Below are 24,258 nucleotides of genomic sequence, written 5' to 3' on the forward strand. Positions count from 1 at the left end.
TCCAAATTCTTCCCACACCCCACACCCTTTCTTGCGTCACAAAACGGCTATTTTGGCGTAACGGATAACTCACCCCACGGCTTACGTCAAGATTTGAAAAAATTGTTGCAACGAGATTTCCCTTTTAGTACTACAATGCAGCGAAAGTTAATTTTTTTCCTAGTTTACAAATCCATTTCCGAGGCTAAGAGCAGTTGGCGATCGCCAATTGTCAAAGCCCGATTGCAATCGAGTCATAAAAATGTATTTCATCAGGATTGATTGTCATGGGTAAAGAAGGGCGCGTATCGGTAGGAATTGTTGGCGCGTCAGGCTATGGCGGGGTGCAATTAGTCAGATTGTTGATGGATCATCCTGAAGTAGAACTCGTCTACTTGGGTGGCGATAGCAGTGCTGGCAAATCGTTTGCTGATATCTACCCCCACTTAGCTCATCGGGTAGCGCAGCCAATCGAATCTGTCGATCCAGAAGCGATCGCGGCAAGGTGTGAGGTAGTCTTTCTCTCACTCCCCAATGGTTTTGCTTGCGATATGGCTCCTCAGTTGGTCGATAAAGGTTGTAAAGTTCTCGATTTATCTGCCGATTATAGATTTAGCGATTTAGAAACTTATCAAATCTGGTACGGCAAACAGCGGCAAGACATAGCTGTGGCAACAAAAGCAGTTTATGGCTTACCAGAACTGTATCGCGATCGCATTGCCGAAAGCCAACTGATCGGTTGTCCTGGCTGCTATCCCACCGCTAGTTTGTTAGCACTTGCACCCCTACTAAAACAAGGCTTAATCGTTCCTGAAACTGCGATCGTCGATGCAAAATCCGGCACGTCTGGGGGTGGTAGACAGGCAAAAACTGGACTGTTGCTTGCAGAAGCAGATAACTCCTTTGCTGCTTATGGCGTTGCCCGTCACCGTCATACGCCAGAAATCGAGCAAGTTTGCAGCGATTTGGCTGGACATCAAGTGTTAGTGCAATTTACTCCTCACTTAGTCCCGATGGTACGCGGTATCCTCGCCACCGTCTACGCCACTCTACGCGATCCTGGATTAGTCAGAGAAGATTTAATTACCATCTACAGAGCTTTTTATCGCAATTGTCCTTGGGTAACAATTTGCGACAGCGGCATCTATCCCCAAACTAAGTGGGCGTGCGGCAGCAATCTCTGCTACATCGGCATCGAAACCGATCCCCGTACTGGCAGAGTCATCGTCTTGTCAGCGATCGATAACTTGATCAAAGGACAAGCCGGACAAGCAATTCAATGCCTCAACATCATGATGGGTTGGGATGAGAGTTTAGGACTACCTAAGCTAGGGTTTTATCCCTAATTTTGGTAATGGGTAATGGGTAACAGTCAGCAATTGGTAGTAATTACCAACTACCAATTACCAACTACCAATTACCAATCCCTACTTCGGTCCCATCTTCACAGTTCCAGCATAAACAGCGCGATCGCCAAGTTCGTCTTCAATGCGCAATAGGCGGTTGTATTTTGCTACCCGTTCGCTGCGACAGAGAGAACCAGTTTTAATCTGACCTGCGCGTGTTGCTACAGCTAAGTCAGCGATTGTCGTGTCTTCTGTTTCTCCCGAACGATGGCTGATAATCGAGCGAAAACCGTTACGGGTAGCTAGATCGATGGTTTCTAAAGTTTCTGTCAGCGAACCAATTTGATTCAGCTTGATCAAGATGGCATTTCCTGCTTTGGTTTCGATCCCTTTTTGCAGGCGGGTGGCATTAGTCACAAATAGATCGTCGCCTACCAGTTGAACGCGATCGCCAATTTTTTCAGTTAACAGCTGCCAGTGCTGCCAATCTTCCTCATGTAACCCATCTTCAATTGAGACAATTGGGTATTCACCGACTAGTTTAGCCAAATACTCGATAAACTCAGTGGGTGCATGAGCTGCACCGTCATAGACATACTGCCCATCTTTATAAAACTCGCTGGCGGCTACGTCCAAGGCTAATGCAACTTCCTCCCCAGGTTTATATCCAGCTTTGGCGATCGCGCTCATCAGTATTTCTAGGGCTACCTGATTTGACTCTAAATTGGGCGCAAAACCGCCTTCATCGCCCACACCAGTGAGCAATCCTTTGTCGTCCAATACCTTACTCAAAGCTGCAAAAACTTCCGCCCCCCAACGTAGCGCTTCTCGAAATGAAGGCGCACCAACGGGAACGATCATGAATTCTTGAAAATCGATATTATTTGCCGCATGAGCGCCACCATTGATCACGTTCATCAACGGTACGGGTAGCACGTTGGCTAAAGGACCCCCGAGATAGCGATATAAGGGGATTCCGAGTAACTCCGCTCCTGCCTTCGCCGCCGCCAAAGACACCGATAAAATCGCATTTGCTCCCAGCTTGGCTTTATTTGGAGAGCCATCTAGAGCGATCATGGCGCGATCGAGGGCTTCTTGGTTCAAAACATCCATTTGGGATAGTTGTGGGGCGATCGCTGAATTGACATTTTCCACCGCCTTGAGTACCCCTTTACCCCCATAACGGCTCTTGTCGTCATCTCGAAGTTCGTGCGCCTCAAAAGTGCCTGTAGAAGCCCCACTGGGAACCTGGGCGAGTCCCACCACTCCCCCAATTAAATGTACTTCCGCCTCAACAGTAGGACGACCCCGCGAATCGAGAATTTCTCTAGCAATAATGTTGTCTATAGCGCTGTCTATTGTATCGATCATGCTGCGTAGCTCCTTTTTCAGTTATCAGTTATCAGTGGCTAGTGGCTGGTGGCTAGTGGCTGGACTCAATTCTTGTCACTAGTCGCTCCTCACTGGTTCTACTTACTACTCACTACTCACTTCATTTGAGTCAGGATAGGAATTTTACAGGCTGATGGGTACGATGTTAAGGATCATTTGACACGAAATTGGTTGTCATTCGTCATTTATCATTTGTCATTAGTTGTTGGTTGACGGTTGACAGTTGATAGTTGTTGGTTGTTGGTTAACTGGTTACCGATCGCTGGTCACTGGTCACTGATAACTGCTCCCGACTCCTCATTCCCTAGAATAGAGATCGATGCTGAAATTTGGAGTCACTTAATGCGATTACTACACACAATGCTTCGCGTCGGTAACTTGGAAGCATCTCTCAAGTTTTACTGCGAACTTTTGGGCATGAAGTTGCTGCGCCAGAAAGACTATCCAGGTGGTAAGTTTACCCTGGCTTTTGTAGGTTATGGTGACGAGGCAGACCACACCGTTCTCGAACTCACCCACAATTGGGACACAGAGAAGTACAACTTAGGTGATGCTTACGGTCATATCGCGATCGGCGTTGATGACATTTACGGCACTTGTGAAGAAATTAAAGCCCGTGGCGGTAAAGTAGTACGAGAACCAGGACCAATGAAGCACGGTTCTACAGTTATCGCTTTTGTTGAAGACCCCGACGGCTATAAAGTAGAGCTGATCCAACTCAGTTCTAGAGAATCTGCTACTCCCCACAAGGAGTTAGTGTCACACTAGGCTGATTCAAAACTCAAAATTGAGACAAAGGGGACAAGGGGGACAAGGGGGAAAGTTGCAAGTCGCAATTAATTCCGAATTCCGAATTCCGAATTCCGAATTCTCACCACACCCGACTCCCGACTCCCGACTCCCAAAATAGGATAGGCTAATAGCGATCGCACCATCAGCACTAGATGGTATTTTCTTTCTAAATCTAAAATCGCCAATCTAAAATCTAAAATCGTTAAGATGCAGCCCACCGACCCTAACAAGTTCACCGAAGAAGCCTGGGAAGCGATCGTCAATTCTCAGGATTTGATGGTTCAACGTTTTCAGCAACAACAACTGGAGGTCGAACACCTCGCGATCGCACTTTTAGAACAACCAAAAGGGCTGGCTAATCGGATTCTGACTAAAGCTGGTGTCGATCCCGCAGCAATGAATCAGCAGCTTGAAGCTTTTGCCAAGCGACAGCCGAAAGTGGGTAAAAGCAGTCAGCTTTATTTAGGTCGAAATTTGGATCTGATGCTCGACCGGACAGATGCGATTAGAACGAACTGGCAAGACCAACACGTTTCAGTCGAACACCTGCTGATAGCGTTTGGGGAGGACGAACGGATCGGGCGTAGGGTATGTAAAGGCTTCAATCTCGATACGGCAAAGCTAGAAGCGGCAATTAAGGCGATTCGTGGCAATCAAAAGGTCATAGACCGAACCCCTGAAGCACGTTACGAAGCTTTAGAAAAATTTGGGCGCGACCTGACGGAACAGGCAAAGGTTGGTAAACTCGATCCCGTCATTGGTAGAGACGATGAGGTGCGGCGCGTGATTCAGGTATTATCTCGCCGCACGAAGAATAATCCTGTTTTAATTGGCGAACCTGGTGTGGGGAAAACTGCGATCGCGGAAGGGTTAGCGCAAAGAATTATCAAAGGCGATGTCCCCGAATCTCTCAAAAACAGGCAGCTCATTACTCTCGACATGGGTAGCTTGATCGCTGGGGCAAAATATCGCGGTGAATTTGAAGACCGTTTGCGGGCTGTATTACGGGAAGTTACCGAATCTAACGGACAAATTGTCCTATTTATTGACGAATTACACACTGTTGTCGGTGCGGGTGGCACGACTCAAGGCGCAATGGATGCGGGAAACTTACTCAAACCAATGCTGGCGCGGGGAGAGTTACGCTGTATTGGCGCGACGACTTTAGATGAGTACCGCAAGTATATTGAAAAAGACGCAGCCTTAGAACGCCGCTTCCAACAAGTCTTTGTCGATCAACCCTCGGTAGAAACGACAATTTCGATTCTCCGAGGCTTGAAAGAACGATACGAAGCACATCACAGCGTCAAAATTACTGATTCTGCTTTGGTTGCAGCAGCGACTCTTTCCCACCGCTACATCACCGATCGCTTTTTACCCGATAAGGCGATCGATCTCGTCGATGAAGCTGCTGCCCAACTGAAAATGGAGATCACTTCTAAGCCCACAGAACTAGAAATCATCGATCGCCGTTTAATGCAGCTAGAGATGGAAAAACTCTCGATCGCAGGTGAAGACCAACGCGCCGCCATTACCAAAGAACGCTTGGAACGGATCGAGCAAGAAATTTCTACATTAACGCAAAAACAACAGGAATTAAACTCTCAGTGGCAGGGTGAAAAACAGATCCTCGACGCGATCGGGGCTTTGAAAAAAGAAGAAGAATCTTTGCGGGTACAGATCGAACAGGCAGAACGCGCCTACGATCTCAACACGGCAGCGCGGCTGAAATACGGGCAGCTAGAAGGAGTACAGCGCGATCGCGAAGCGAAAGAAACTCTACTAATAGAAATTCAAAGCCAGGGTTCTACACTGTTGCGAGAAGAAGTCTCCGAAGCTGATATTGCTGAGATCGTTGCTAAGTGGACGGGTATTCCAATCAATCGCCTGTTAGAGTCAGAACGCCAGAAATTACTCCAACTCGAAAGCCACCTCCACGCTAGGGTAGTCGGTCAATCTGAGGCTGTATCGGCTGTAGCAGCAGCTATTCGCCGCGCTCGGGCAGGGATGAAAGATCCCGGTCGTCCCATCGGTTCTTTCTTGTTCATGGGTCCGACGGGAGTAGGTAAAACAGAATTAGCGCGAGCATTAGCACAGTTTTTATTTGATGCCGACGATGCTTTAGTCCGCTTGGACATGTCCGAATACATGGAAAAACATTCGGTTTCCCGCCTAGTGGGTGCGCCTCCTGGTTACGTTGGTTACGAAGAAGGAGGGCAACTCTCAGAAGCGATCCGTCGTCGTCCCTATTCTGTGGTGTTGCTAGATGAGGTGGAAAAAGCCCACCCAGATGTATTTAATATTCTGCTTCAAGTGTTGGATGACGGACGAATTACGGATTCTCAGGGTAGAGTCATTGACTGCCGCAACACGGTGATCGTCATGACGAGTAATATTGGTAGCGATCGCATTCTCGATTTATCTGGAGATGATACCGACTACGAACAGGTACAACGGCAAGTTTTAGAGGCACTGCGATCGCACTTCCGCCCCGAATTTCTCAACCGCGTTGATGACCTGATTATTTTCCACCCCCTCGATCGCAGTCAGTTACGGCAAATTGTCAGCATTCAGCTCAAACGAGTCCAAAGACTGCTCGACGAGCAAAAAATTGGCATCGTGCTATCGCCAGCAGCTCAAGATTACTTGGTAGATATCGGCTATGACCCTGTATATGGTGCTCGTCCGCTCAAACGAGCCATCCAACGCTACCTAGAAAATCCTCTGGCAACTAAATTATTAGAGGGGACTTTTACCGAAGGCGACACCATTCAAGTCGATTGTCAGGATGGCGCTCTTTCTTTCCAGCGTCAACGCTCAGTTGTTACCTATGCGCCAGCTCTTTCTAAGCCTGATACAAATTAAGTCATAAACAACACTGAAATTTTCTCGTTGTTTTTAGTTAGCAATTTAGTGGCGATCGCCTCAGTGAATGCTTTTTAAATCGGGTATTCACTAAAAATTTGCTAATTGAGAACGACTTTTTATTACAATCTATGTTGTTAAATATACTCCGTATCGCTTGACTTTTCACAGGAGAGATCTATACTCCTGTCCTCCTAACTTACTTCAAATAGGATAAAGAAACCACTAAAACCGGGGAAAATTTAGATGATTTTCGCTCTTTTAGTCACAAAAACATATTTCAGGGTAAATTAAGATTTGTAACTGTCAGAGAAATTAGGAGTTAGTCTATAATCTGAGGCAACACTTGGCTGGCTGGCAGATCTGTACTAACTATTTAGTATTAGTTCACATTCATACCCAGGACTGAGAAATTATGTTTTTAGAGTAGGTGTAATGAAATACAGGCGAGAGGTTGAGACGGAGTAATTTTTTATAGTTAAAGTTTGCGTAGCAGCTAGTTATTTTTGTAAAAAATGTATCATTTGAAACATCTGCTAGGAGGATTGCTGAATGACTGAATCCGTGACAATTTCTCGCCCGTTTCCCAAGTCAAGACTACAGCAAGTCCATTGGTCTCCCTATTTACTGATTGGTATATTGGCTAATGCTGCCATTTGGTGTTCGGCTTTAGCGTATTTAAAGCTTAAAGCTCCAACCTACACGAGTGGATGGGCTGTTAACGTGCCAGGAACTGCTGCTCAAGCTAGAGTATCCCTCCCAGAGATCGGACAGACTTCTTTAGATAGTTCCTCTCCCTACAGCATTAGTACTCAAGATCCCAGACAGAATTATAAATTTCTTGCGGAAAGCGATGCCGTAATTCAGATTGCTGCTACTCAAATGGATATATCTCCTCAAGAGTTTGGCAAACCTAAAGTCAAGATTGGCGACAGTACTAGCATTATCGAATTTCAAATGACAGGAGACAATCCTGAAGAGGCACGGGACAAATCTTACGCTCTTTACAGAGCAATCCAGGCAAGAGTCAACGAACTCAGAGTCCAAGAATTCATTCAACGCGATGCCAGTTTCCAATCTGCTTTAAGTTCTTCCCAGCGCAAGCTAGAAATGGCTCAAAAGCGGCTTTCCGACTACAAAGCAATCTCTGGCTTGAACTCTAGCGATCAGCTCAAAGCTCTCTCTGACAATATTGAAGCTTTACGCAAACAACGAGCTGAAATTGTCGCTCAACAACAACAATCGAGTTCTCGCTTACAACAACTGGCAGCTAATTTAAACCTCTCGGAACAGGATGCTGCTAATGCCTTCGTGTTGCAAACAGATCAAATATTTCAGCAAAACTTAAAAAACTACAGTGAAACTAGCGCCAATTTGGTGACGCTGAGCGCCAGATTTTTACCCGATCATCCTACGATTGTTGCAGAGCAAAATAAGCGCGACGCAGCAGCTAAAGCCATGCTTGTCCGTAGCGAGTCGTTACTCGGACGACCAGTCAGCCAAGATCTCATTCAACAACTCAACCTTAATACCAGTAACGGTTCGGCGCGAGAAAACCTCTTCCAAGCGCTCGTCGATGCTCAAGCAGAGAATCGCGGCTTGCAATCTCAAGCCAAAGAAACCGAACAGCAGATCGTGCAACTAGAAAATCGCCTCCGCACTTTATCGCAAAAAGAAACGACTTTAGAAGCTCTCAGGCGTGAACTACAGGTATCTGAAGCAGTGTTCTCTTCTACTCTTGCCAACTTAGATATCATTAGGTCAAACGCCTTTGGTTCTTATCCCTTACTACAAATTGTGGCAGAACCGAACTTACCAAAATCTCCGAGTTCGCCGAAAAAGATGTTTATTTTACTTGGCGCAACGGGTGGTTCTTTATTTGTCAGCGCAGGTATACTCGCGTTCTGGCTGCGACAAAGACGGATGACGATGCTAGAACTAGAACGCAAGACCCATCATCGGATTGTGGAGGGTTAAAGGGGAATTCGGAATTCGGAATTCGGAATTTGGAATTCGCAAGTTGCAATTAATATCGCTCGCTCCCTACTCCCTGCTCTCTGCTCCCTTAAGGAAAATCCCATGAGCGTTAAACCTCAAAACTTTGAGGAAAAATTGGTCTGGTATACCATAATTCTGACGTATCCCATTTATTTTTTGGGTGCGCAACTCGTTTGGATTCCAGCACTAGGATTTATCTTGGCGGGGTGTGTCTTTAAAAGATGGTGGTTCCAAACAAAAGACACACCAGAGTCAGAAAAAATTAGCATTCCGCTATCTGTATGGATATGGATTGTTGGCATGTTATTCATAGAGCTAACAATCTTTATGTCCCATATGGAATTCGATCTAGGGATACCAAAGTTTGTTTTTACCACAGTCAACAACTGGGCGCGAACTTGGGCTTTAATGGCATTATTTCCTCTAGCAGGATGCCTAAAAATTCGTCCGCAAGTCATTTATAGAGCTGCTTGTATTCTTTGCTTGCAGAGCTTAATTTTAGCGACGATCTGTTATTTCATGTATTTATTACGCATACCGAGCTTTTCTTATGTTTCTCCTCTAGTTGCATTTCGCGGTTCTGCTAGTTTTTATACTGTTAATTTATTTGATGTTGGTGGAGACTTTGGTGAAGCTCGACAATTTCGTTTGCGTTTGTTTGCTAACTTTGCGAATAATTTAGGTATTATTGGGAATATTTATTTCTTTTTATCCAGTCAAGAAGCCAATAAAAAGTGGCGCTGGATTGGCACGATTGGAGGTGCGGCAATGGTTGTAGGTTCTGGCTCTCGCTCGACAATTGTTTGTCTGGTTGCCGTGCCGATCGCCTCTTGGTTGTTGACTAATTTTGGTTGGTACATTCAACTGATCGTAGGTCTACTCAGCGTTGTGATAGGCATGATTGCGCCTCAACTGATCGAGCTAATGCAAACGGCTTGGGATCGGGTAATTAGTGGCGTTCGTCGGAGTTCTGAAGTTGTCAGAAAACGCCTAGCTGAAGTGACGATGAATCGTTGGATGGAAGCACCAATTTGGGGTCATGGAGTTGTCGAAGAGAAAGGACCAAAATATACAGAACATATGCCGATCGGGACTCACAATCATTGGCCCGATTTATTTTATTTGCATGGAGTTGTAGGTTTTCTTGCCTTTACATTTGCGATCGTCTGGGGTTTTGTCGAGTTAACTCTGAAAGCTAGGAAAAGCGCGATCGCTAAAACTGCGTTAAATATTTATTTGGTCTTACTAATTGCCACAGCTGCTGTAGATATTCAGTTGGCATCCTATCTTTATTGGCAAGGGTTAATTCTAACGGGAATAGCTTTTAAGGAAGACGTACCAATTTTTGCCGATCGCCAAACAAGAACCCTCTCATTTAAGAGTTAAAACATGCCTACAATCTCAGTTATTGTACCTGCATACAATTCCCAAAATACTATTCTGGAAACAATTGCTTCGATTCAAAAGCAAACTTTTATAGATTTTGAGTTAATAGTTATTGACGATGGGTCTAGCGATCGCACGCTCGAATTAATCCAAACCGTTCGAGACCCTCGGATTCAAGTAGCTTCCTATGAAAACGGTGGCGTATCAGTTGCCCGCAATCGTGGTATTTCTCTGTCTACTGGCGAATACATCACCTTTATCGATGCTGACGATCTGTGGACACCAGATAAATTAGAACTTCAATTAGCAGCATTACAGCAACATCCAGCCGCAGGAGTTGCCTATAGTTGGACATGCTTCATGGATCGGCAAGGCAAGTTTTTTCATGACGATCGCCCCATATATTTTGAGGGTAATGTCTATGCAGAATTATTGAAAACTAATTTTCTCTTAAGCGGATCAAATCCTTTGATTCGCCGAACTGCTTTAGCAGATGTTGGTGAATTCGATTCAACTCTAACTCATGCAGAAGAATGGGATTTGTATCTCCGTTTAGCAGCTAAGTATAATTTTGTAGTCGTTCCTAAAACTCAAATTTTTTACCGTCAAACCGCTGGTTCGGCTTCTGCCAAAATTGAGGTGATGGAGAAAGATACAATTCGAGTTATCGACCGAGCATTTCAATTGGCTCCCGCTCAGTTACAATTTTTAAAAAATCAAAGCTTGGCTCATCTTTATCGATATTTAGCCCACTTATACCTAACTAAAATTCCTGGTGCAACAGCAGCGAGAGTGGCTTGGCACAAGTTGCAAATGGCTATTCAGTTACAACCTCGAATATTATTCAATAGAAAAGTCCAAACACTACTCGTAAAATTACTGCTGATTCAACTACTATCGCCTAAACTTGCTAATTATTTACTGCTGAAAATTACTCGAATTCGCGCTAGCTACCTTCAAGATAACACCGCCGCATAATTATATATTTAAATATATTTAAATAATTATATGCTTACATAACTGCGCCGTTCAGTAACTGCGATCGCATAGTGGCGTTGTAGCAACGTAAGTATAATTTGTAAATTCCGCTTTTGTCTACAATTAAACTTCTAGCTATAGCTGAGTAATAAATTACTAGCTTTCTTTAAGATTAATGATGTTAGTGTAGGAAATAATAGCTACATCAACTATATATTGAATAGGAGACTATCCAGCGATCGCCTGCACTGAATCTCATTCGAGCTGGAATAACGAAGAACAATTTATATACTCAATGCCTATCCTATCAGCTATTCTATCTAGGCTGCCTCAAAAACTTTCCAATCGGTTCGTTCGCAATCTCAGCTGGTTAGGTTTGGCAGAAATTATTTCTCGGATTTTTCGCCTCGGATTGACAGTAATTTTAGCTCGTTTTTTAACTCCTTATGACTACGGCTTAGCGGCAATTGTTTCTACAGTCAATGAGTTTATGCGAGTTTTTATGGAGATCGGGGTAAGTGCCAAAATAATTCAATGCGATCGCCAAGAATTAGATACTATTTGTAACTCCGGTTATTGGTTAAACTGGAGTATCTTTACAGGCTTATTTTTTGCTCAATGCCTACTTGCTTTTCCTATTGCTTGGTTTTATCGCGATCGCCTGACTCGCGAAATCGATTTAATTCTACCCATTTGTATTGCTGGTATACCCTATTTAATGTGGCCTTTTGCCGCGATCCAATCTGCTTTAATCGTTCGCGAAAATCGACTTAAAGTATGCGCGATCGCTGCTGTTGTGAGAAATCTCGCTAGTTATATATTATCTGCCCTATTTGCTATTCGTGGTTGGGGAATCTGGGCGTTCGTTTTACCTTGGATTTTGGTGACTCCGCTGGAAATTATTATTTATCGTAAAAGTTACGCTTGGCATCCTACTGCTAAATTTACGACAAAAGCTTGGCGATCGATTTTAGATTTTGGTAAAAATATCTGTGGCGTGCAATTTCTCAAGGCGCTAAGAAATAACTTGGATTATTTAATAATTGGTAGGTTCTTAGGTATTAAAGAATTAGGAATTTATTTTTTTGGGTTCAATGCTGGATTGGGAATTAGCCTGAGTATAGTCACAGCAATCAATACAGCGATTTTACCACATCTATGTAAAGCTAAAGCTAGCATGTTGGAATTAAGTAAATCTTATTACAGCGCACTTAAAATTATTAGCCTAATTATTTTTCCCTTAGTTATTCTTCAATCTAGCCTAGCTTATTGGTACGTACCAATTGTTTTTGGTCGTCAGTGGATCGTTGCTATTCCCGTGCTGGTATTAATTTGCTTGTCAGCAATTCCCAGACCCTTCGCCGATGCTGCTTCGCAATTATTAGTAGCTGTAGGCAAACCCAATTTAGATTTATATTGGAATCTAGCTTTTACGACTGTGTTCGCTCTCTCTTTATTAATTGGAGTCCATTGGCAGGTTATCGGTGTTGCAGCAGCAGTTTTAATCGTTCACATGCTCTTTCTTCCCGTATTTACAATTTGGACAAACCGCCATGTATTGCGTCAATCTTAATGGTTGATAGTTGATGGCTTCCAGAAATTACCAATTACCAATTACTAATTACCAATTACCAAGCTCTGAAATATGAAATTAGTTACTGTCATCATTCCGGTTTATCAAGTCGAAAAATATATTGCAAAGACAATAAACTCTGTATTGGCACAAACATACAAAAATTTTGAATTATTAATTGTTGACGATGGTTCCACCGATCGCAGTTACGAAATTTGCCAACAGTTTACCGATCCCCGGATTAAAATTATTCGCCAGCAAAATCAAGGAGTTGCAGCAGCTCGAAACACGGGAATTCATCAGGCTAAGGGGGAATACATAGCATTTTTAGATGGAGACGATCTTTGGGTTCCTCACAAGCTGGAAAAACACGTCGAACACCTAGATAGTTCGCCAAAAGTGGGAGTCAGTTTTAGTCGTTCGGCTTTTATCGACGAAGCAGATAAACCTTTGGGGATTTATCAAATGTCTAAATTAACAGATATTACGCCTCTCGATCTGTTGTGTCGCACGCCAATTGGGAACGGTTCAGTTCCCGTGATTCGTAAAGAATTATTAGCAGCAATTCAGTTTGTCGAGCCTGAGTCAGGAGAAGTCTCTTATTTCGATCGCGATCGCAGCTTACACCCGTCAGAAGATGTAGAATGTTGGCTGCGAATGATGCTAAAAACAGATTGGCAAATTGAAGGATTAGCAGAAGCTTTAACTTTGTACCGCGTGAATCCCAAAGGATTTTCTGCCCAATTGTATAAGAAACTAAGCTCTTGGGAAACTATGTTAGAGAAAGCACGTGCCTACACCTCACCAGAGATGATGGCTGAGTGGGAAAAACCAGCTATGGCTTATCAACTCCGACATCTAGCACGTCGAGCTGTCACTTTATCCGCAGGCTCCACCGCCGTCGAATTTTCTCACAAAGCTCTGTCTATATATAGGTCAATTTTGTCTGAGGAACCACGGCGAACGGTAATGACTTTAGCAGCCGCGTATTTGCTGTGGCTATTGCCTAAGTCTACTTATCACCAGCTCCAATCTTTAGCACTTCAGATCACAGGCTCGAATCAAAAACGAAGAATTCTTCAAGAATTAAGAGAATAGTAGCTAGTAGTTCGTGGCTATTGGCTAGTGAATTAATTTTTCATGTCTAGTGACTACTCACCAGTCACTAGTCACTGATAACCGAAAGGAGTCATATGAAACAAGTTTCTGTGGTAATTGCAGTTTTCCGTTGTGAGAAATATATCAGTGCCACAGTTCAGTCAGTGTTAGACCAGACTTACAAAAATTTAGAGATCTTGATTGTTGATGACGAGTCTCCAGATCGATGTGTAGCAATTTGTCAGCAATTTACTGACCCCAGAATTCAGATTATTCGCCAACGCAACCGAGGCTTGGCGGGAGCGAGAAACACAGGTATTCGTCACGCTCAAGGAGAGTATATTGCTTTTTTAGACGGAGACGATTTATGGTTGCCTTCTAAACTAGAAAAACATGTGGAGCATTTAAACAACTCTCCTCATGTGGGAGTGAGTTTCAGTCGTTCGGCTTTAATTGATGAAATGGGAAATCGCTTGGGGACTTATCTCATGCCGCAGCTAGAAAATATTTCCCCAGAGTGCTTGCTGTGCGATAATCCTGTAGGTAATGGTTCGGCGGCGGTGTTGCGTCGAGAAACTCTCGATGCGATCGCCTTTACCGATAATCTTCACGGAACTTCAGAAAAATTCCCAGAAACATATTATTTCGACGAGCGCTTTCGCCAAGCAGAAGATGTTGAATGCTGGCTGCGGATTGCGAGCCAAACTCAGTGGCAATTTGCTGGCATTCCCGAAGCTCTCACTTTGTATCGAGTCAACTCTGGCGGACTCTCAGCCAATCTGCTCAAGCAACTAGAATACCTAGAGCAAGTTATCGAAACAACCCGCTCCTACGCACCGGAATTTATCTCTGAGTGGGAGAAACCTGCTAAGGCATATCACATGCGTTATTTGGCTCGTAGTGCCGTCCGCCTCAAAGCGGGTGCGATCGCTGTTAAGCTCATGCACCGCGCTCTAGCAACTCATTGGCGTATTCTCTTGACAGATCCCCGTCGCACGCTGATGACACTGGCTGCTGCTTATCTGCTGTGGTTGCTCCCCACCTCGATTTATCGTCAGATTGAGGCTTTGGCAGCTCAATCGATGGGAACTTGGCAAAAAAACCGCATCCACCGCGATCGCGAAATAGAAGTTGGAAGCTAATCAGTTACCAGTGTAGAGACGTTACATGTAACGTCTCTACAAAGTTATACACCACTTATCTTATGTTGTTACAAAGAACGTCACTAGAACGCATTAGATCCTCTAATTTTAAGTACTATCTAATTATTGGCTTAACTCTTGCAATCGGCATTTTCCTGCGATTTTTCCTTTTGCCAGATAAGAGTTTATGGCTGGATGAGGGTGCTAGTTTATATTATTCTGACGGCACGAGCATTCAAGATATTGTTGCCACAATTGTTACTACAGATACTGGCGATCGCTTTCAGCCGTTTTATTATTTAGTATTACATTTCTGGCGACAATTATTCGGTAGTAGCGAATTTGCCGTTCGCTCCCTTTCTGCTTTACTAGGAATTGGCACAATCGTTGTTTTGTGTACTACTGCATGGCAACTTTACGGGAGGAAACACGCTCTATGGTTAACGCTCTTTTTATCGTTTAGTGCTTACGGAGTTTATTACAGCCAGCAAACGAGAGCGTATACTTTACTCTTATTTTTAGCATCTCTACAATTATATTTTCTCAGTCAAATCTTACCGCAAAAAAATGTTAGAGGTACGGCGATCGCGCAGGTACTATTTTGTCTAACTACAGCAGTCGGTCTTTTCTGTAGCATTTTTATTGGAATTTATACTCTCGCTCTGTGTATCGCTCACCTGCTAGTTTCTAAAAATATTAAGCGGTGGTTGCAATGGTGGCTACCTGTAGCAATTGCCTGTGTACCTGCGGCAATATTTTATTTAGCTTCCCCTGTTGCTACCGATCCGACAAAAGTTCACGTCACGCCATCGAATCAATCAGTTATTCAGAATATAGCTTTTGTTTTCTACGGCTTATTAGTTGGAGAAACTTACGGTCCACCAATCGAACAGATGCGTGGTGGCGATCGCCTACAACTCGTTTTTAACTATTTGCCTATTTTATTACTATTTGTGTTAGTTGCTGGTATTATTGTTATCGGACTTGTCAGAGGCTTAAAAGCGCGATCGCCAGAATATAAACAATATCGTCCAATCGACAGATTTTTTCTAATTACCTTTTCAGCAGCTTTTATCATTGCACTTGCTTTTGCAATTGTGACGAAATTTAATTGGCTTCCTCGCCATTCTTTTTATATCTACATTCCTCTAGCATTTCTATTACCAATTGCGCTTAGATCTGGCTCCTCTAGTAAAAAAACAAACTGGCAGCATTTATATCGACTGGCGTTTATTGTGTTACTATTACTCAATTTATATGCCAACTACAACTACTATTTTGAACCCAGATATCAGCGGGAAAACTACCGGGAAATTGCCCAATATCTAAGCAAGAATAATAGCCAAGATACCAAATCCGTACTGCTGTACGGCGTGCCTTATTTACTACCTTATTATGGCGATACTTTAACAATAGATGGCTTAGGACTCGATACAACTAAGTTAGCAGCAGAAGTCAGTCGCGTTACTAAAAATGCAAACACAGCAATTATTGCAATTAGCGACCAAGCTTTTTGGGAAAAGAAAAGAAATTTTGATTTAGAAAGCTCAATGGCTAAGTCTTACAAACTAGAATCTCATCTGCAACTGACTAATTTTGATATCTATCATTACGTGAAGAAGTAGTTTTTGGTCAAAGGGAACGGAGGCGAGAGGTGAGAGGCTTTTAAATTGTGACTTGCGACTTCTCCCTTGTTCCCTTGAAAGCCACAGATGCGATCGAAATTTCAAGATATTCAAAATATTTAATCAATTTATATCAATTCTACGTGTTTTTGCATAGCTCCGATCCCCTCTAGCCCCCCTTAATAAGGGGGGTTGGGGGGATCTTCTGTGGCGTAGTCAAAAAAAACTGGTATTAATAAGAAAAAGTTCATAAAACAATAAATCGGTATTTTGCTATTCAGTAATATTTACCTTATTCAGAAATTGATGAACTTTTATAAATATCAATACATCACAAATTGGCTATTTTGTAATTTAGATATTTATGGTTATATTTTCGACTCGTTTCGTAAACCAAGCGATCGATACAACCACTATAACGAAAGGGTTGCAAGCTAAATCACCTACTTAGTATTTTCGTTTGCCAGAAATAAAACTTCGCTTTAGCTGCATAAATACTGCACAAAAAAAATTTTTTTCTTGACTCTACACCGATCGAAATGGTTTATTAATACGGTGCGTCAAGAGATAGCTTTTTGTTTTTTCGGCAATCAATAGCTCATCAACAACTGCTATCTCCTCTTGAAATTGAATCAAAAGGAAATATTTACATGCAACAAAACCTTCGGTTGCGTAACTGGAAGGACAAAGTTTTGCTGGCTTTTAGTGCCTTGATGATAGTATGTTGCCCCACAGCAGCACTAGCCGATCCTCCTGCTGGTAACTGGCAGCTCAAGTTTAGCGACGACTTCAACGGTTCTGGATTAGATACTGGTAAGTGGACTCCCTGTTTTTATTGGGCTCCCAATGGGTGTACGAATGGCGGCGCTGGCGATTTGCAATGGTTTAGCCCGAATAATGTATCAGTAGGAGGTGGAATCTTACGTTTGCGTGCAGAGCGAAAGCCGTCTAACGGTTTAAACTACACTTCTGGAATGATTGCATCTCACGATAAGTTTGCTTTTCAGTACGGTTACGTGGAGTTTCGCGCTAAAGTGCCTAAAGGCAATGGTTTCTGGCCCACACTATGGTTATTGTCACAAAACAAAAACTGGCCCCCAGAAATAGATGTTGCCGAATTTGTGGGTTCTAATACAAACAATGTCCACATGACGATCCACTATAAAAACGGTAGTGGCGCTCACGAATCATCATCTGGCTGGTGGGGTGGAATTGATTTTTCTGGCGGCTATCATACATATGGCTTGTTATGGGAAGCAGATAAACTTGTTTGGTACGTGGATGGTGTCGAACGGCGGCGTTACACCAATAGTGGCAATATTCCCGACGAAGCAATGTACGTTACAGCAACTCTTGCTCTCGGCAAAGCGTGGACGAATAGCCCTCCCGACAACTCTACGCCTTTACCAAACAATCTAGAAATCGACCATATCAAGGTTTGGCAACGTAATTAAATGGTAATTGGTAATTGGTAATTGGTAATTGATAACTGGTCACTGGTCACTGGTCACTGGTCACTGGTCACTGGTCACTGATAACTGCTCCCTGCTCCCTGATAACTGACTTCCCATTCCCACTACAATAGAAAACGCAGAGCTTTGATTTTCCTTGTGTGGACAAGCCTTCAAATTTGTTACTTAAGCTCAGTCGGCGTTTGTTTGACGATTCAACAGCACAAGAGCAATTTATTCAAGCCTTAACTCAGCCGCAATCTTTTCCTACCTGCATTATCTGGTGTCGGCAAAAGCCTGAATCTTTACCATTTGCAGTAACAACTGCAATTACATGGCAACCTGCTTTTGTAGATTGCGTATCACCTGGTGAAAAACCAGGAAAGTTTCCTTTACATGAGGACGGTTATTACTATTGCTTAGATTTTTCCTCAGTATTTGCTGCTTCAACCTTGCTAGCTATCTCTGAACCAATTTCCACTATTTTAGATATGTGTGCTGCACCAGGAGGAAAAGGAATTTTTGCCTGGAAAGCATTGCAGCCAGAGTTACTGATAAGTAATGAAGTGATTGGTAAGCGTCTGGGAATGCTAGTTTCTAACTTAAAACGTTGTCAAATTAGCCCTGCTGCTGTCACCAATATCGATCCACAGATTTGGAGTCAGCGCTTACCTCATACTTGCAATCTGGCGATCGTTGATGCTCCTTGTACCGGGCAATCTTTACTAGCTAAAGGAGATAAAGCATTAGGATGTTTTCATCCGACTTTAATTCATAAAAATGCTAGCAGACAAAAAAGAATTCTTGCTAACTCTGCTCAAGTTGTTGCTCCTCAAGGCTATCTCGCATACATGACTTGCACTTATTCAATCGAAGAAAACGAGCAAGTGTGCGAGTGGTTTTTAGCTAGATTTCCACAATTTCAACCTGTGAGTATTTCTCATTTAGAGCGCTACCAATCTCATTTAACCACTATTCCTTGTTATCGTCTATTCCCTCAAGATGGTATGGGTGCTGGGGCTTTCACTGCCTTGTTTCAAAATCAGGAAAACATGAGTCAATCAGAATTAAATAAACAACTATTAAGTTTAGAGATGCTGCAACAACAGCAGATCGTACCTAAATTTATTAGCTAAATTTTTCTGTAATGATGGTTTGCATTGATTTTCCCGCTGCTGACCAGTTAAGACGAGTTTCATATTCGTGAAATGAACTATATGCTAGTTGTTTATATTGGGCATAGTTACTAAATAAATGGGCTATGTACTCGCAATAGTCTTTAACGTCAGCGTCTAAGGCAAATAGTTTTCCATTAACATTATCTCGAATGATACTGGGGATACCACCAACGTTAGTTGTCAGGCAAGGAACTCCAAATGAATTAGCTTCGCAAAGCACATTTCCATAAGTCTCAGCTCTGGATGGTAAAATGAGAAAGTGAGACTCGGAAATTAATTGATTTAAGCGATCGCTACCTTCTGGATCGGATTTTTTGATAAACCCAACATTAACCACGTAATCTGGTAACGGTTCGTCGGTTATAGGTTGACAACCAACAACTGTTAACTCGACATCGATACCTAGTTGTTTGAGTTTTTTAGCAACTTTTAAAGCTATATCTCCTCCTTTACGATACCAACTGACTCCGAGAAACAATAACTTACATCGCTCTGCTGTTCTTGCTTCTACTAGATTTTGAATGTTGTCAATCGTGCGATCGCATTTTATGTTAGCTCCATATGGTACGATTTCAACCTTACTGCGATCGATTTGATAGCTATTCATTGCCGCTTCCGCCGCCCAAGTGGAGGGGAAAACCGCCAGTTGCACTTTACTGAGGGCAAGTCGATCGAGCGTTACGAGATTATCGATCGTTTCTTGACAAAGATTGCTAAAATCATCGTAAAAGTCAATGCAAGCTCCATAAGTATTTGTCGTCCATAAAACAATCGGTTGCTGGCATTCTACATAGGCGATCGTAGAAATATCTGGACAAACAACTAATTGAGAGTTACTGTTAGATAACTTGGTATTAATTTGTCGAGCGTAATTCTTTTGTAAATCGAGCGCAGCCCAATCGTAATACGCTTTGGTAGACAAATATTTATACAAACGTCTTTTGAATTTAGTCCTTAGAGAATGCCGTTCTGTTAACGGACCAATATATTCAAAATTAGTAAACCGCTCTTTGAGTGCTTCAGCTTTGTAATAACTCGTGCCACTAAACCCGATTGCTTTTGGATGCCACTTATTGCTGTTAAAAATATCATAATGAGTCACAAAAGCTATGTTCATATTCAGTGAAGCTCAGCAAAATCTAGCAAATTATAACAGAACTTGCTCAAAAAACTAAGCTTACTAGATTAAATCCATAATTAACTTTTTTGCTTCCTTGGCTGCCACAGTCCAGTTGAGCCGAATTTCATACTCATAAAAAGAAGAATTGGCTAATGCTTTATACCGCTCGTAATGCTCGAATAAATGAGTTATGTAAGTGCAGTACTCGGATATATCTGTGTCTAGCTCGAAGACTTTTCCATTCACATCATCTTTAACAATTGTTTTGATTCCACCTACATTTGTAGTTAAACAGGGAACGCCAAAAGAGTTAGCTTCAATTAAAACATGAGGAGCGCAATCAGCGCGGGTAGGTAGGATCAGAAAATGCGAATCAGCTAAAATTCGATCGAGTGCAGTTCGACCATCTGCTGTTGATTTGTTAATATAGCCAATAACTGTAACGTAATCCGGTAAGATTTCCGACTCAGGCGGATGACATCCTACTACAGTTAATTCTGTTGGTAAACCAGCCTCATTTAATGCTTTGGTTACTGCTAAAGCTACATCTCCACCCTTACGCAACCATTCCACAGCAAAAAATAACAGCTTGCAAGTTTTGTTATTCCTCCCTTCCACGATATTATTCACATCATTAAGGCTGCGATCGCATTCTATATTTGCACCCCAAGGAATGACTCTGACCTTTGATGGTTCGACACCGTAAGCGTCAATTGCAGTTTGAGCCGCCCAGTCAGATGTATAGATAATCATCTCACAGCGATCGAGTGCTGCTTTTTCCATTGCCGTAATATTATGAAAGTTTTCTCGACAGAGATTACTGAGATAAGGATAAAAGTTTATCAGGGAATAAAGAGTCGCATCAGACCACAAAATTATCGGCAGATGAGAGTCAAGACAGGAAATAGGCAGAGAATTTTCTGGACATAAGATGGCATCTGACTTGAATTGCGACATTTTCTGTAGGGCTTGATTGGCATAATTGCGCAAAACAGCAGGATCGGTCCAGTGATAGTATTGCTTTTTCAGCACAGAAGTATATATTCGCCGTTTTATTCTAGTCGATAGGGTATTTTTTGCCTCTAAAGGTCCCACCAAATCGAGTTTTACGTTTTGTTCTTCCAAAGTCCGTGCTAGGAAATAGCCTGCTGCACATAAACCTGATTGGTACTTCGGCCACTTTGCCTGGTTCAGGACATCATATGTAGTGAGGTAAGCTATTTTCATGACTTCAGGTATAAGTGGCTATGAGGTTTGAATTATTATGTATTGAATTTGACGATTCTTCGCGAAAAAGCTACTCTCCGAATTGTCCCATGCTAGCATTATCAGTCATTCAAACTACTTAGTGATGAAGCAGACACGATCTATTGACGGTTGTTGACTTTTTCGGTTAAAAAAAGTTCCCTTATCGTTGCTACCTCAGTTTTTATCCATAAGACCATATTATGTATTTCAATATTTGGCAATGCGAATGTTTACGCAAAATACCTCAATCTAGGTATGTCGAGAGGAAGACGATATTATGTGCTATCTGTAGCTAGCATGAGAGCGAAATATAGTTTGAGGACACTTAAGTAATATAAGACCCAGCCACGATACTTGCTGCGGAGCTTTTTTCACTGTAAGTTCAGTCCTATTCTCTGTCAGCAATCTCTACGTGAGAGCGAACACGTAACTTGTCATTCTGATACACGAAACAAACAACGCGCTCTGTTTTGACGGTAACCCTGCATTACAAATTTGTACCTGAAGTATCTCGGGTCGAGAAGGAATAAATTGTTCGTTTTGATACTTGTTTTTTGTCGGTACAACAAGAACGGCGCTGACAACTTTCACAAATACCACCAACTTACATATAAACTACTGAATTACGACATATTTCTATGAAATTGTTATCCCTTGAGGTGTTATTAAATAAACAAATATAAAGTTTTCCCAAGGGTTGACAACTAGATTGCACACCTAATAGTATACTATGGCAATTTCATGGCATGATTATCGGAATGATAGGAGAAATAAACTGGCTACTCAATATGTTTTGGATTGCAATGTCGGTAGATACAGCTATAACTAGTTGGTGTAAATGGTCAGTAGATCGTCAAGTGATAGTCTCAGTCTAAGGCTCGATTGAGGAGCTAATAAATCAATGCGCAAAGTTAACCTATTAAACTTGGATTTTGACAATTTAAGTATCAAAGAACTACTGAGGCAGCTAAAGTCAGGGGTTGTGTTTACGCCTAATGTAGATCATCTGATGAAATTACAATGCGATCGCGAGTTTTTGCGAGCTTACGAAATAGCTGACTACAAACTATGTGATAGTCAAATATTGGTCTATGCCTCGCGATTTTTGGGTACGCCAATTAAAGAAAAAATTTCTGGTTCAGATTTTTTTCCTGCCTTCTGTACCTATCACAGAAACAATGAAAAAATCAAGATTTTCTTACTAGGTGGACAAAAAGAGACTGCGGCTAAGGCACAAGAAAAGCTCAATAAAAAAATAGGTAGAAATATAGTAGTTGCTGCTCATTCTCCCTCTTTGGGGTTTGACCGTAATGAACTAGAATGCGCAGAAATAGTTGAAATGATTAATCGTTCGGGAGCTACAGTATTAGCAATCGGGGTGGGAGCGCCAAAACAAGAAAAATGGATTTATCAGTATCGAAACAAGCTACCTAAGATTGATTTTTTTTTGGCTGTAGGTGCAACAATTGATTTTGAAGCAGGAAATGTCAAGCGAGCGCCGAAATGGATGAGCGAAGTAGGCTTTGAATGGTTGTATAGACTTTTGTTAGAACCTCATAGATTGTGGAAAAGATATTTAGTAGAAGATTTACCCTTCTTCTGGTTAATTATCAAGCAAAAGTTTAACATATATACAATTCCCCATAGAGAGAAGCGGGTCTATAAGTCAGGTAATTAATAGGATGAGATAATCTGTCTGATGACTTTGGTTGAATTTGGTTGAAAGCTTTGTAGAGACACGATATTTCGCGCCTCTACGATGAGCTAGCAACCTCACTGAAGAGAGATTTTCCTACTTCTCACTCATCACTTCTGCGGTCATTTTGGAGTCAATTTGATATAGTCAAATGCTAGCTTATAACTGCTGCTTTGAGCATTTTTATCCACTACGGTAAATTTAAAAGATTTGTTACCAGAGGCATCAAAGGTAATGTTGCCTAAATCTAGCTCCACGTAATCAGAAGATGAAGCATAGAGATCTTGAGGATTACCGCAGTTAGTACCACCAATCGACAGTTGAAATTTGCCTCTATTGTGATATCGTTTGACTCCAACCCTGACATTAAAAGTTCTGGCTTCTGGTACGTTGACTGTATAAGTGACAGAATCACCTACTTTATTCGAGTCAAGCATCGTTCCCATGTGATTGCTTAACTTAGCGTCTGCTTTGGCGTTCCCTAAAAATATTACATGAGCCACGTTAGATTTAGCTGCTACTTTCAACCCTTCAGTTTCAGAAATTATCGGTGTGACTGCGCGTGTTGAGGGACTATCTTTGTGTCGCCACACCTTAATGTAATCGACGTTGGAGTAACTGGGAAACGGAGTTGTCTCATCTGGTGGGGTATTAATCCAAGCCTTACCAAGGGCAAATGTTGCCATCACATACATTGCTTCCGCAGAAATGTGTTCTGTAGCCGTGTAGCGCCGCCGTTCTATACCATCGATATACCAAATGATTTCTTTAGGATTCCATTCCACTGCATATGTGTGGTAGTCGGCAGAAAAATCAGCCCCGGTATATGCCCAAGGAGAGCTTAGGTGCTTGCTAGTCGGAGTGGAATAGTGGTAGGTCATATGCATGTTGTTGGGTTGGCTACCTAAATACTCAGCGATATCAATTTCTGGAGGCCACGCTCTACGTTGAGAAGCTAGCCAAAAGGTTGTCCAAAAACCCCGACCGTTAGGCATTTTTGCTCGCATTTCGGCATAACCATACTGAAAAGCAAACTTATCATGCGAGGAAATCATTCCAGAGGTATATTCATAGCCATTCATTTTGCGTTTTTGGGCTCTCAAACGAAGAATGCCATTGTTCACAAATACATCATCTGGTTGATACCACTGCACGTCTCCACTACCACCATTCGTACAGCCAGTGTTGCCCCACCAATAACAAGTACTCCATTTCTTTTTGTCGAGTTGCGTACCATTAAAATCATCGCTGAACACAAGCGCCCAACCATCGCCAACAGGGTCAGCTAAGACAGTAGTAGGACTGCACAGTACAGCTATGAGGCTCAATCCTTGCAGAATTTTTTTAGTATATTTAAGAAGATGAGGATATCGCTTCACAATATTTTTCCT

Annotated in this window: 19 protein-coding genes; 14 read left to right on the forward strand and 5 right to left on the reverse strand. The window is 42.4% G+C overall.

Features of this window, described 5'->3' with window-relative positions; translation table 11 throughout:
- Together C7Y66_RS30790 and argC are read left to right on the forward strand one after the other, a co-directional pair.
- Positions 1 to 261 (forward strand): hypothetical protein (locus C7Y66_RS30790; protein ID WP_158265838.1); only part of this gene is annotated, 261 nt, incomplete at its 5' end.
- Between the two features lie 5 nt (positions 262 to 266).
- Positions 267 to 1,325, forward strand: coding sequence for an N-acetyl-gamma-glutamyl-phosphate reductase (gene argC / locus C7Y66_RS00965; protein WP_015154801.1), 1,059 nt, complete (start codon positions 267 to 269; stop codon positions 1,323 to 1,325).
- A gap of 81 nt (positions 1,326 to 1,406) precedes the next feature.
- Here the strand turns inward: argC and eno are convergent, their stop codons facing one another.
- The gene (eno, locus tag C7Y66_RS00970; protein ID WP_106544137.1) at positions 1,407 to 2,696 is read right to left on the reverse strand and encodes a phosphopyruvate hydratase; all 1,290 of its coding nucleotides are present in this window, start codon (positions 2,694 to 2,696) and stop codon (positions 1,407 to 1,409) included.
- 363 nt (positions 2,697 to 3,059) lie between these two features.
- Between eno and gloA the strand changes: the two genes are divergently transcribed.
- Positions 3,060 to 3,485 carry a lactoylglutathione lyase gene (gloA, locus tag C7Y66_RS00975; protein WP_106544138.1) on the forward strand — a complete coding sequence of 142 codons (426 nt, stop codon included), beginning with the start codon at positions 3,060 to 3,062 and terminating at the stop codon, positions 3,483 to 3,485.
- A gap of 68 nt (positions 3,486 to 3,553) precedes the next feature.
- On the opposite strand, the gene C7Y66_RS30795 is transcribed toward gloA, so the two are convergent.
- A complete protein-coding gene (locus C7Y66_RS30795; RefSeq protein ID WP_158265839.1) occupies positions 3,554 to 3,694 on the reverse strand; it encodes a hypothetical protein in 141 nt (46 codons plus the stop codon).
- A gap of 22 nt (positions 3,695 to 3,716) precedes the next feature.
- On the opposite strand from C7Y66_RS30795, the gene clpB reads away from it, so the two are divergent.
- The 10 genes from clpB to C7Y66_RS01025 all read left to right on the forward strand — a co-directional run bounded on the left by clpB (position 3,717) and on the right by C7Y66_RS01025 (position 18,761).
- Entirely contained in the window at positions 3,717 to 6,374 is a 2,658-nt protein-coding gene (gene clpB / locus C7Y66_RS00980) for an ATP-dependent chaperone ClpB (protein WP_015154804.1), read from the forward strand.
- Between the two features lie 552 nt (positions 6,375 to 6,926).
- Positions 6,927 to 8,351, forward strand: a complete 1,425-nt coding sequence (locus tag C7Y66_RS00985; protein ID WP_106544139.1) for a hypothetical protein — start codon at positions 6,927 to 6,929, stop codon at positions 8,349 to 8,351.
- Positions 8,352 to 8,453: 102 nt separating this feature from the next.
- A complete protein-coding gene (locus C7Y66_RS00990; RefSeq protein ID WP_106544140.1) occupies positions 8,454 to 9,758 on the forward strand; it encodes an O-antigen ligase in 1,305 nt (434 codons plus the stop codon).
- A gap of 3 nt (positions 9,759 to 9,761) precedes the next feature.
- Positions 9,762 to 10,736, forward strand: a complete 975-nt coding sequence (locus tag C7Y66_RS00995) for a glycosyltransferase (protein WP_106544141.1) — start codon at positions 9,762 to 9,764, stop codon at positions 10,734 to 10,736.
- A 295-nt stretch (positions 10,737 to 11,031) separates the two neighbouring features.
- Positions 11,032 to 12,309: a lipopolysaccharide biosynthesis protein gene (locus tag C7Y66_RS01000; RefSeq protein WP_106544142.1), complete on the forward strand. Its 1,278-nt coding sequence runs from the start codon at positions 11,032 to 11,034 to the stop codon at positions 12,307 to 12,309.
- Between the two features lie 72 nt (positions 12,310 to 12,381).
- Positions 12,382 to 13,407: a glycosyltransferase family A protein gene (locus tag C7Y66_RS01005; RefSeq protein WP_106544143.1), complete on the forward strand. Its 1,026-nt coding sequence runs from the start codon at positions 12,382 to 12,384 to the stop codon at positions 13,405 to 13,407.
- Positions 13,408 to 13,502: 95 nt separating this feature from the next.
- Positions 13,503 to 14,549 (forward strand): glycosyltransferase family 2 protein, encoded by a 1,047-nt coding sequence (locus C7Y66_RS01010; protein ID WP_106544144.1) that lies wholly within the window; start codon positions 13,503 to 13,505, stop codon positions 14,547 to 14,549.
- A gap of 62 nt (positions 14,550 to 14,611) precedes the next feature.
- A complete protein-coding gene (locus C7Y66_RS01015) occupies positions 14,612 to 16,174 on the forward strand; it encodes a glycosyltransferase family 39 protein (protein WP_106544145.1) in 1,563 nt (520 codons plus the stop codon).
- Positions 16,175 to 16,824: 650 nt separating this feature from the next.
- Positions 16,825 to 17,628, forward strand: a complete 804-nt coding sequence (locus C7Y66_RS01020) for a family 16 glycosylhydrolase (protein ID WP_015154812.1) — start codon at positions 16,825 to 16,827, stop codon at positions 17,626 to 17,628.
- Positions 17,629 to 17,786: 158 nt separating this feature from the next.
- Positions 17,787 to 18,761: an RsmB/NOP family class I SAM-dependent RNA methyltransferase gene (locus tag C7Y66_RS01025; RefSeq protein WP_106544146.1), complete on the forward strand. Its 975-nt coding sequence runs from the start codon at positions 17,787 to 17,789 to the stop codon at positions 18,759 to 18,761.
- Here C7Y66_RS01025 and C7Y66_RS01030 read toward each other — a convergent pair.
- Together C7Y66_RS01030 and C7Y66_RS01035 are read right to left on the reverse strand one after the other, a co-directional pair.
- Positions 18,754 to 19,920 (reverse strand): glycosyltransferase family 4 protein, encoded by a 1,167-nt coding sequence (locus tag C7Y66_RS01030; protein WP_106544147.1) that lies wholly within the window; start codon positions 19,918 to 19,920, stop codon positions 18,754 to 18,756. The two genes, C7Y66_RS01025 and C7Y66_RS01030, sit on opposite strands and share 8 nt — an antisense overlap.
- 63 nt (positions 19,921 to 19,983) lie before the next feature.
- The gene (locus C7Y66_RS01035) at positions 19,984 to 21,150 is read right to left on the reverse strand and encodes a glycosyltransferase family 4 protein (RefSeq protein WP_106544148.1); all 1,167 of its coding nucleotides are present in this window, start codon (positions 21,148 to 21,150) and stop codon (positions 19,984 to 19,986) included.
- A gap of 922 nt (positions 21,151 to 22,072) precedes the next feature.
- On the opposite strand from C7Y66_RS01035, the gene C7Y66_RS01040 reads away from it, so the two are divergent.
- Positions 22,073 to 22,849 carry a WecB/TagA/CpsF family glycosyltransferase gene (locus C7Y66_RS01040; RefSeq protein WP_106544149.1) on the forward strand — a complete coding sequence of 259 codons (777 nt, stop codon included), beginning with the start codon at positions 22,073 to 22,075 and terminating at the stop codon, positions 22,847 to 22,849.
- 140 nt (positions 22,850 to 22,989) lie between these two features.
- Here the strand turns inward: C7Y66_RS01040 and C7Y66_RS01045 are convergent, their stop codons facing one another.
- Positions 22,990 to 24,246: a glycoside hydrolase family 16 protein gene (locus C7Y66_RS01045; RefSeq protein ID WP_158265840.1), complete on the reverse strand. Its 1,257-nt coding sequence runs from the start codon at positions 24,244 to 24,246 to the stop codon at positions 22,990 to 22,992.
- Positions 24,247 to 24,258 lie beyond the last annotated feature (12 nt).

It is taken from the genome of Chroococcidiopsis sp. CCALA 051 (assembly GCF_003015105.1).
GTDB classification, from domain to species: Bacteria; Cyanobacteriota; Cyanobacteriia; order Cyanobacteriales; family Chroococcidiopsidaceae; genus Chroococcidiopsis; species Chroococcidiopsis thermalis.

Bases quoted from the DNA above. Each gene is read 5' to 3' on its own strand.
- eno (WP_106544137.1), bottom strand. From the start codon at position 2,696: ATGATCGATACAATAGACAGCGCTATAGACAACATTATTGCTAGAGAA.
- C7Y66_RS01040 (WP_106544149.1), top strand. From the start codon at position 22,073: ATGCGCAAAGTTAACCTATTAAACTTGGATTTTGACAATTTAAGTATC.
- C7Y66_RS01020 (WP_015154812.1), top strand. From the start codon at position 16,825: ATGCAACAAAACCTTCGGTTGCGTAACTGGAAGGACAAAGTTTTGCTG.
- C7Y66_RS01030 (WP_106544147.1), bottom strand. From the start codon at position 19,920: ATGAACATAGCTTTTGTGACTCATTATGATATTTTTAACAGCAATAAG.
- C7Y66_RS01015 (WP_106544145.1), top strand. From the start codon at position 14,612: ATGTTGTTACAAAGAACGTCACTAGAACGCATTAGATCCTCTAATTTT.
- C7Y66_RS01000 (WP_106544142.1), top strand. From the start codon at position 11,032: ATGCCTATCCTATCAGCTATTCTATCTAGGCTGCCTCAAAAACTTTCC.
- C7Y66_RS00990 (WP_106544140.1), top strand. From the start codon at position 8,454: ATGAGCGTTAAACCTCAAAACTTTGAGGAAAAATTGGTCTGGTATACC.
- C7Y66_RS01010 (WP_106544144.1), top strand. From the start codon at position 13,503: ATGAAACAAGTTTCTGTGGTAATTGCAGTTTTCCGTTGTGAGAAATAT.
- C7Y66_RS00985 (WP_106544139.1), top strand. From the start codon at position 6,927: ATGACTGAATCCGTGACAATTTCTCGCCCGTTTCCCAAGTCAAGACTA.
- C7Y66_RS00995 (WP_106544141.1), top strand. From the start codon at position 9,762: ATGCCTACAATCTCAGTTATTGTACCTGCATACAATTCCCAAAATACT.
- C7Y66_RS01005 (WP_106544143.1), top strand. From the start codon at position 12,382: ATGAAATTAGTTACTGTCATCATTCCGGTTTATCAAGTCGAAAAATAT.
- clpB (WP_015154804.1), top strand. From the start codon at position 3,717: ATGCAGCCCACCGACCCTAACAAGTTCACCGAAGAAGCCTGGGAAGCG.
- gloA (WP_106544138.1), top strand. From the start codon at position 3,060: ATGCGATTACTACACACAATGCTTCGCGTCGGTAACTTGGAAGCATCT.
- C7Y66_RS01035 (WP_106544148.1), bottom strand. From the start codon at position 21,150: ATGAAAATAGCTTACCTCACTACATATGATGTCCTGAACCAGGCAAAG.
- argC (WP_015154801.1), top strand. From the start codon at position 267: ATGGGTAAAGAAGGGCGCGTATCGGTAGGAATTGTTGGCGCGTCAGGC.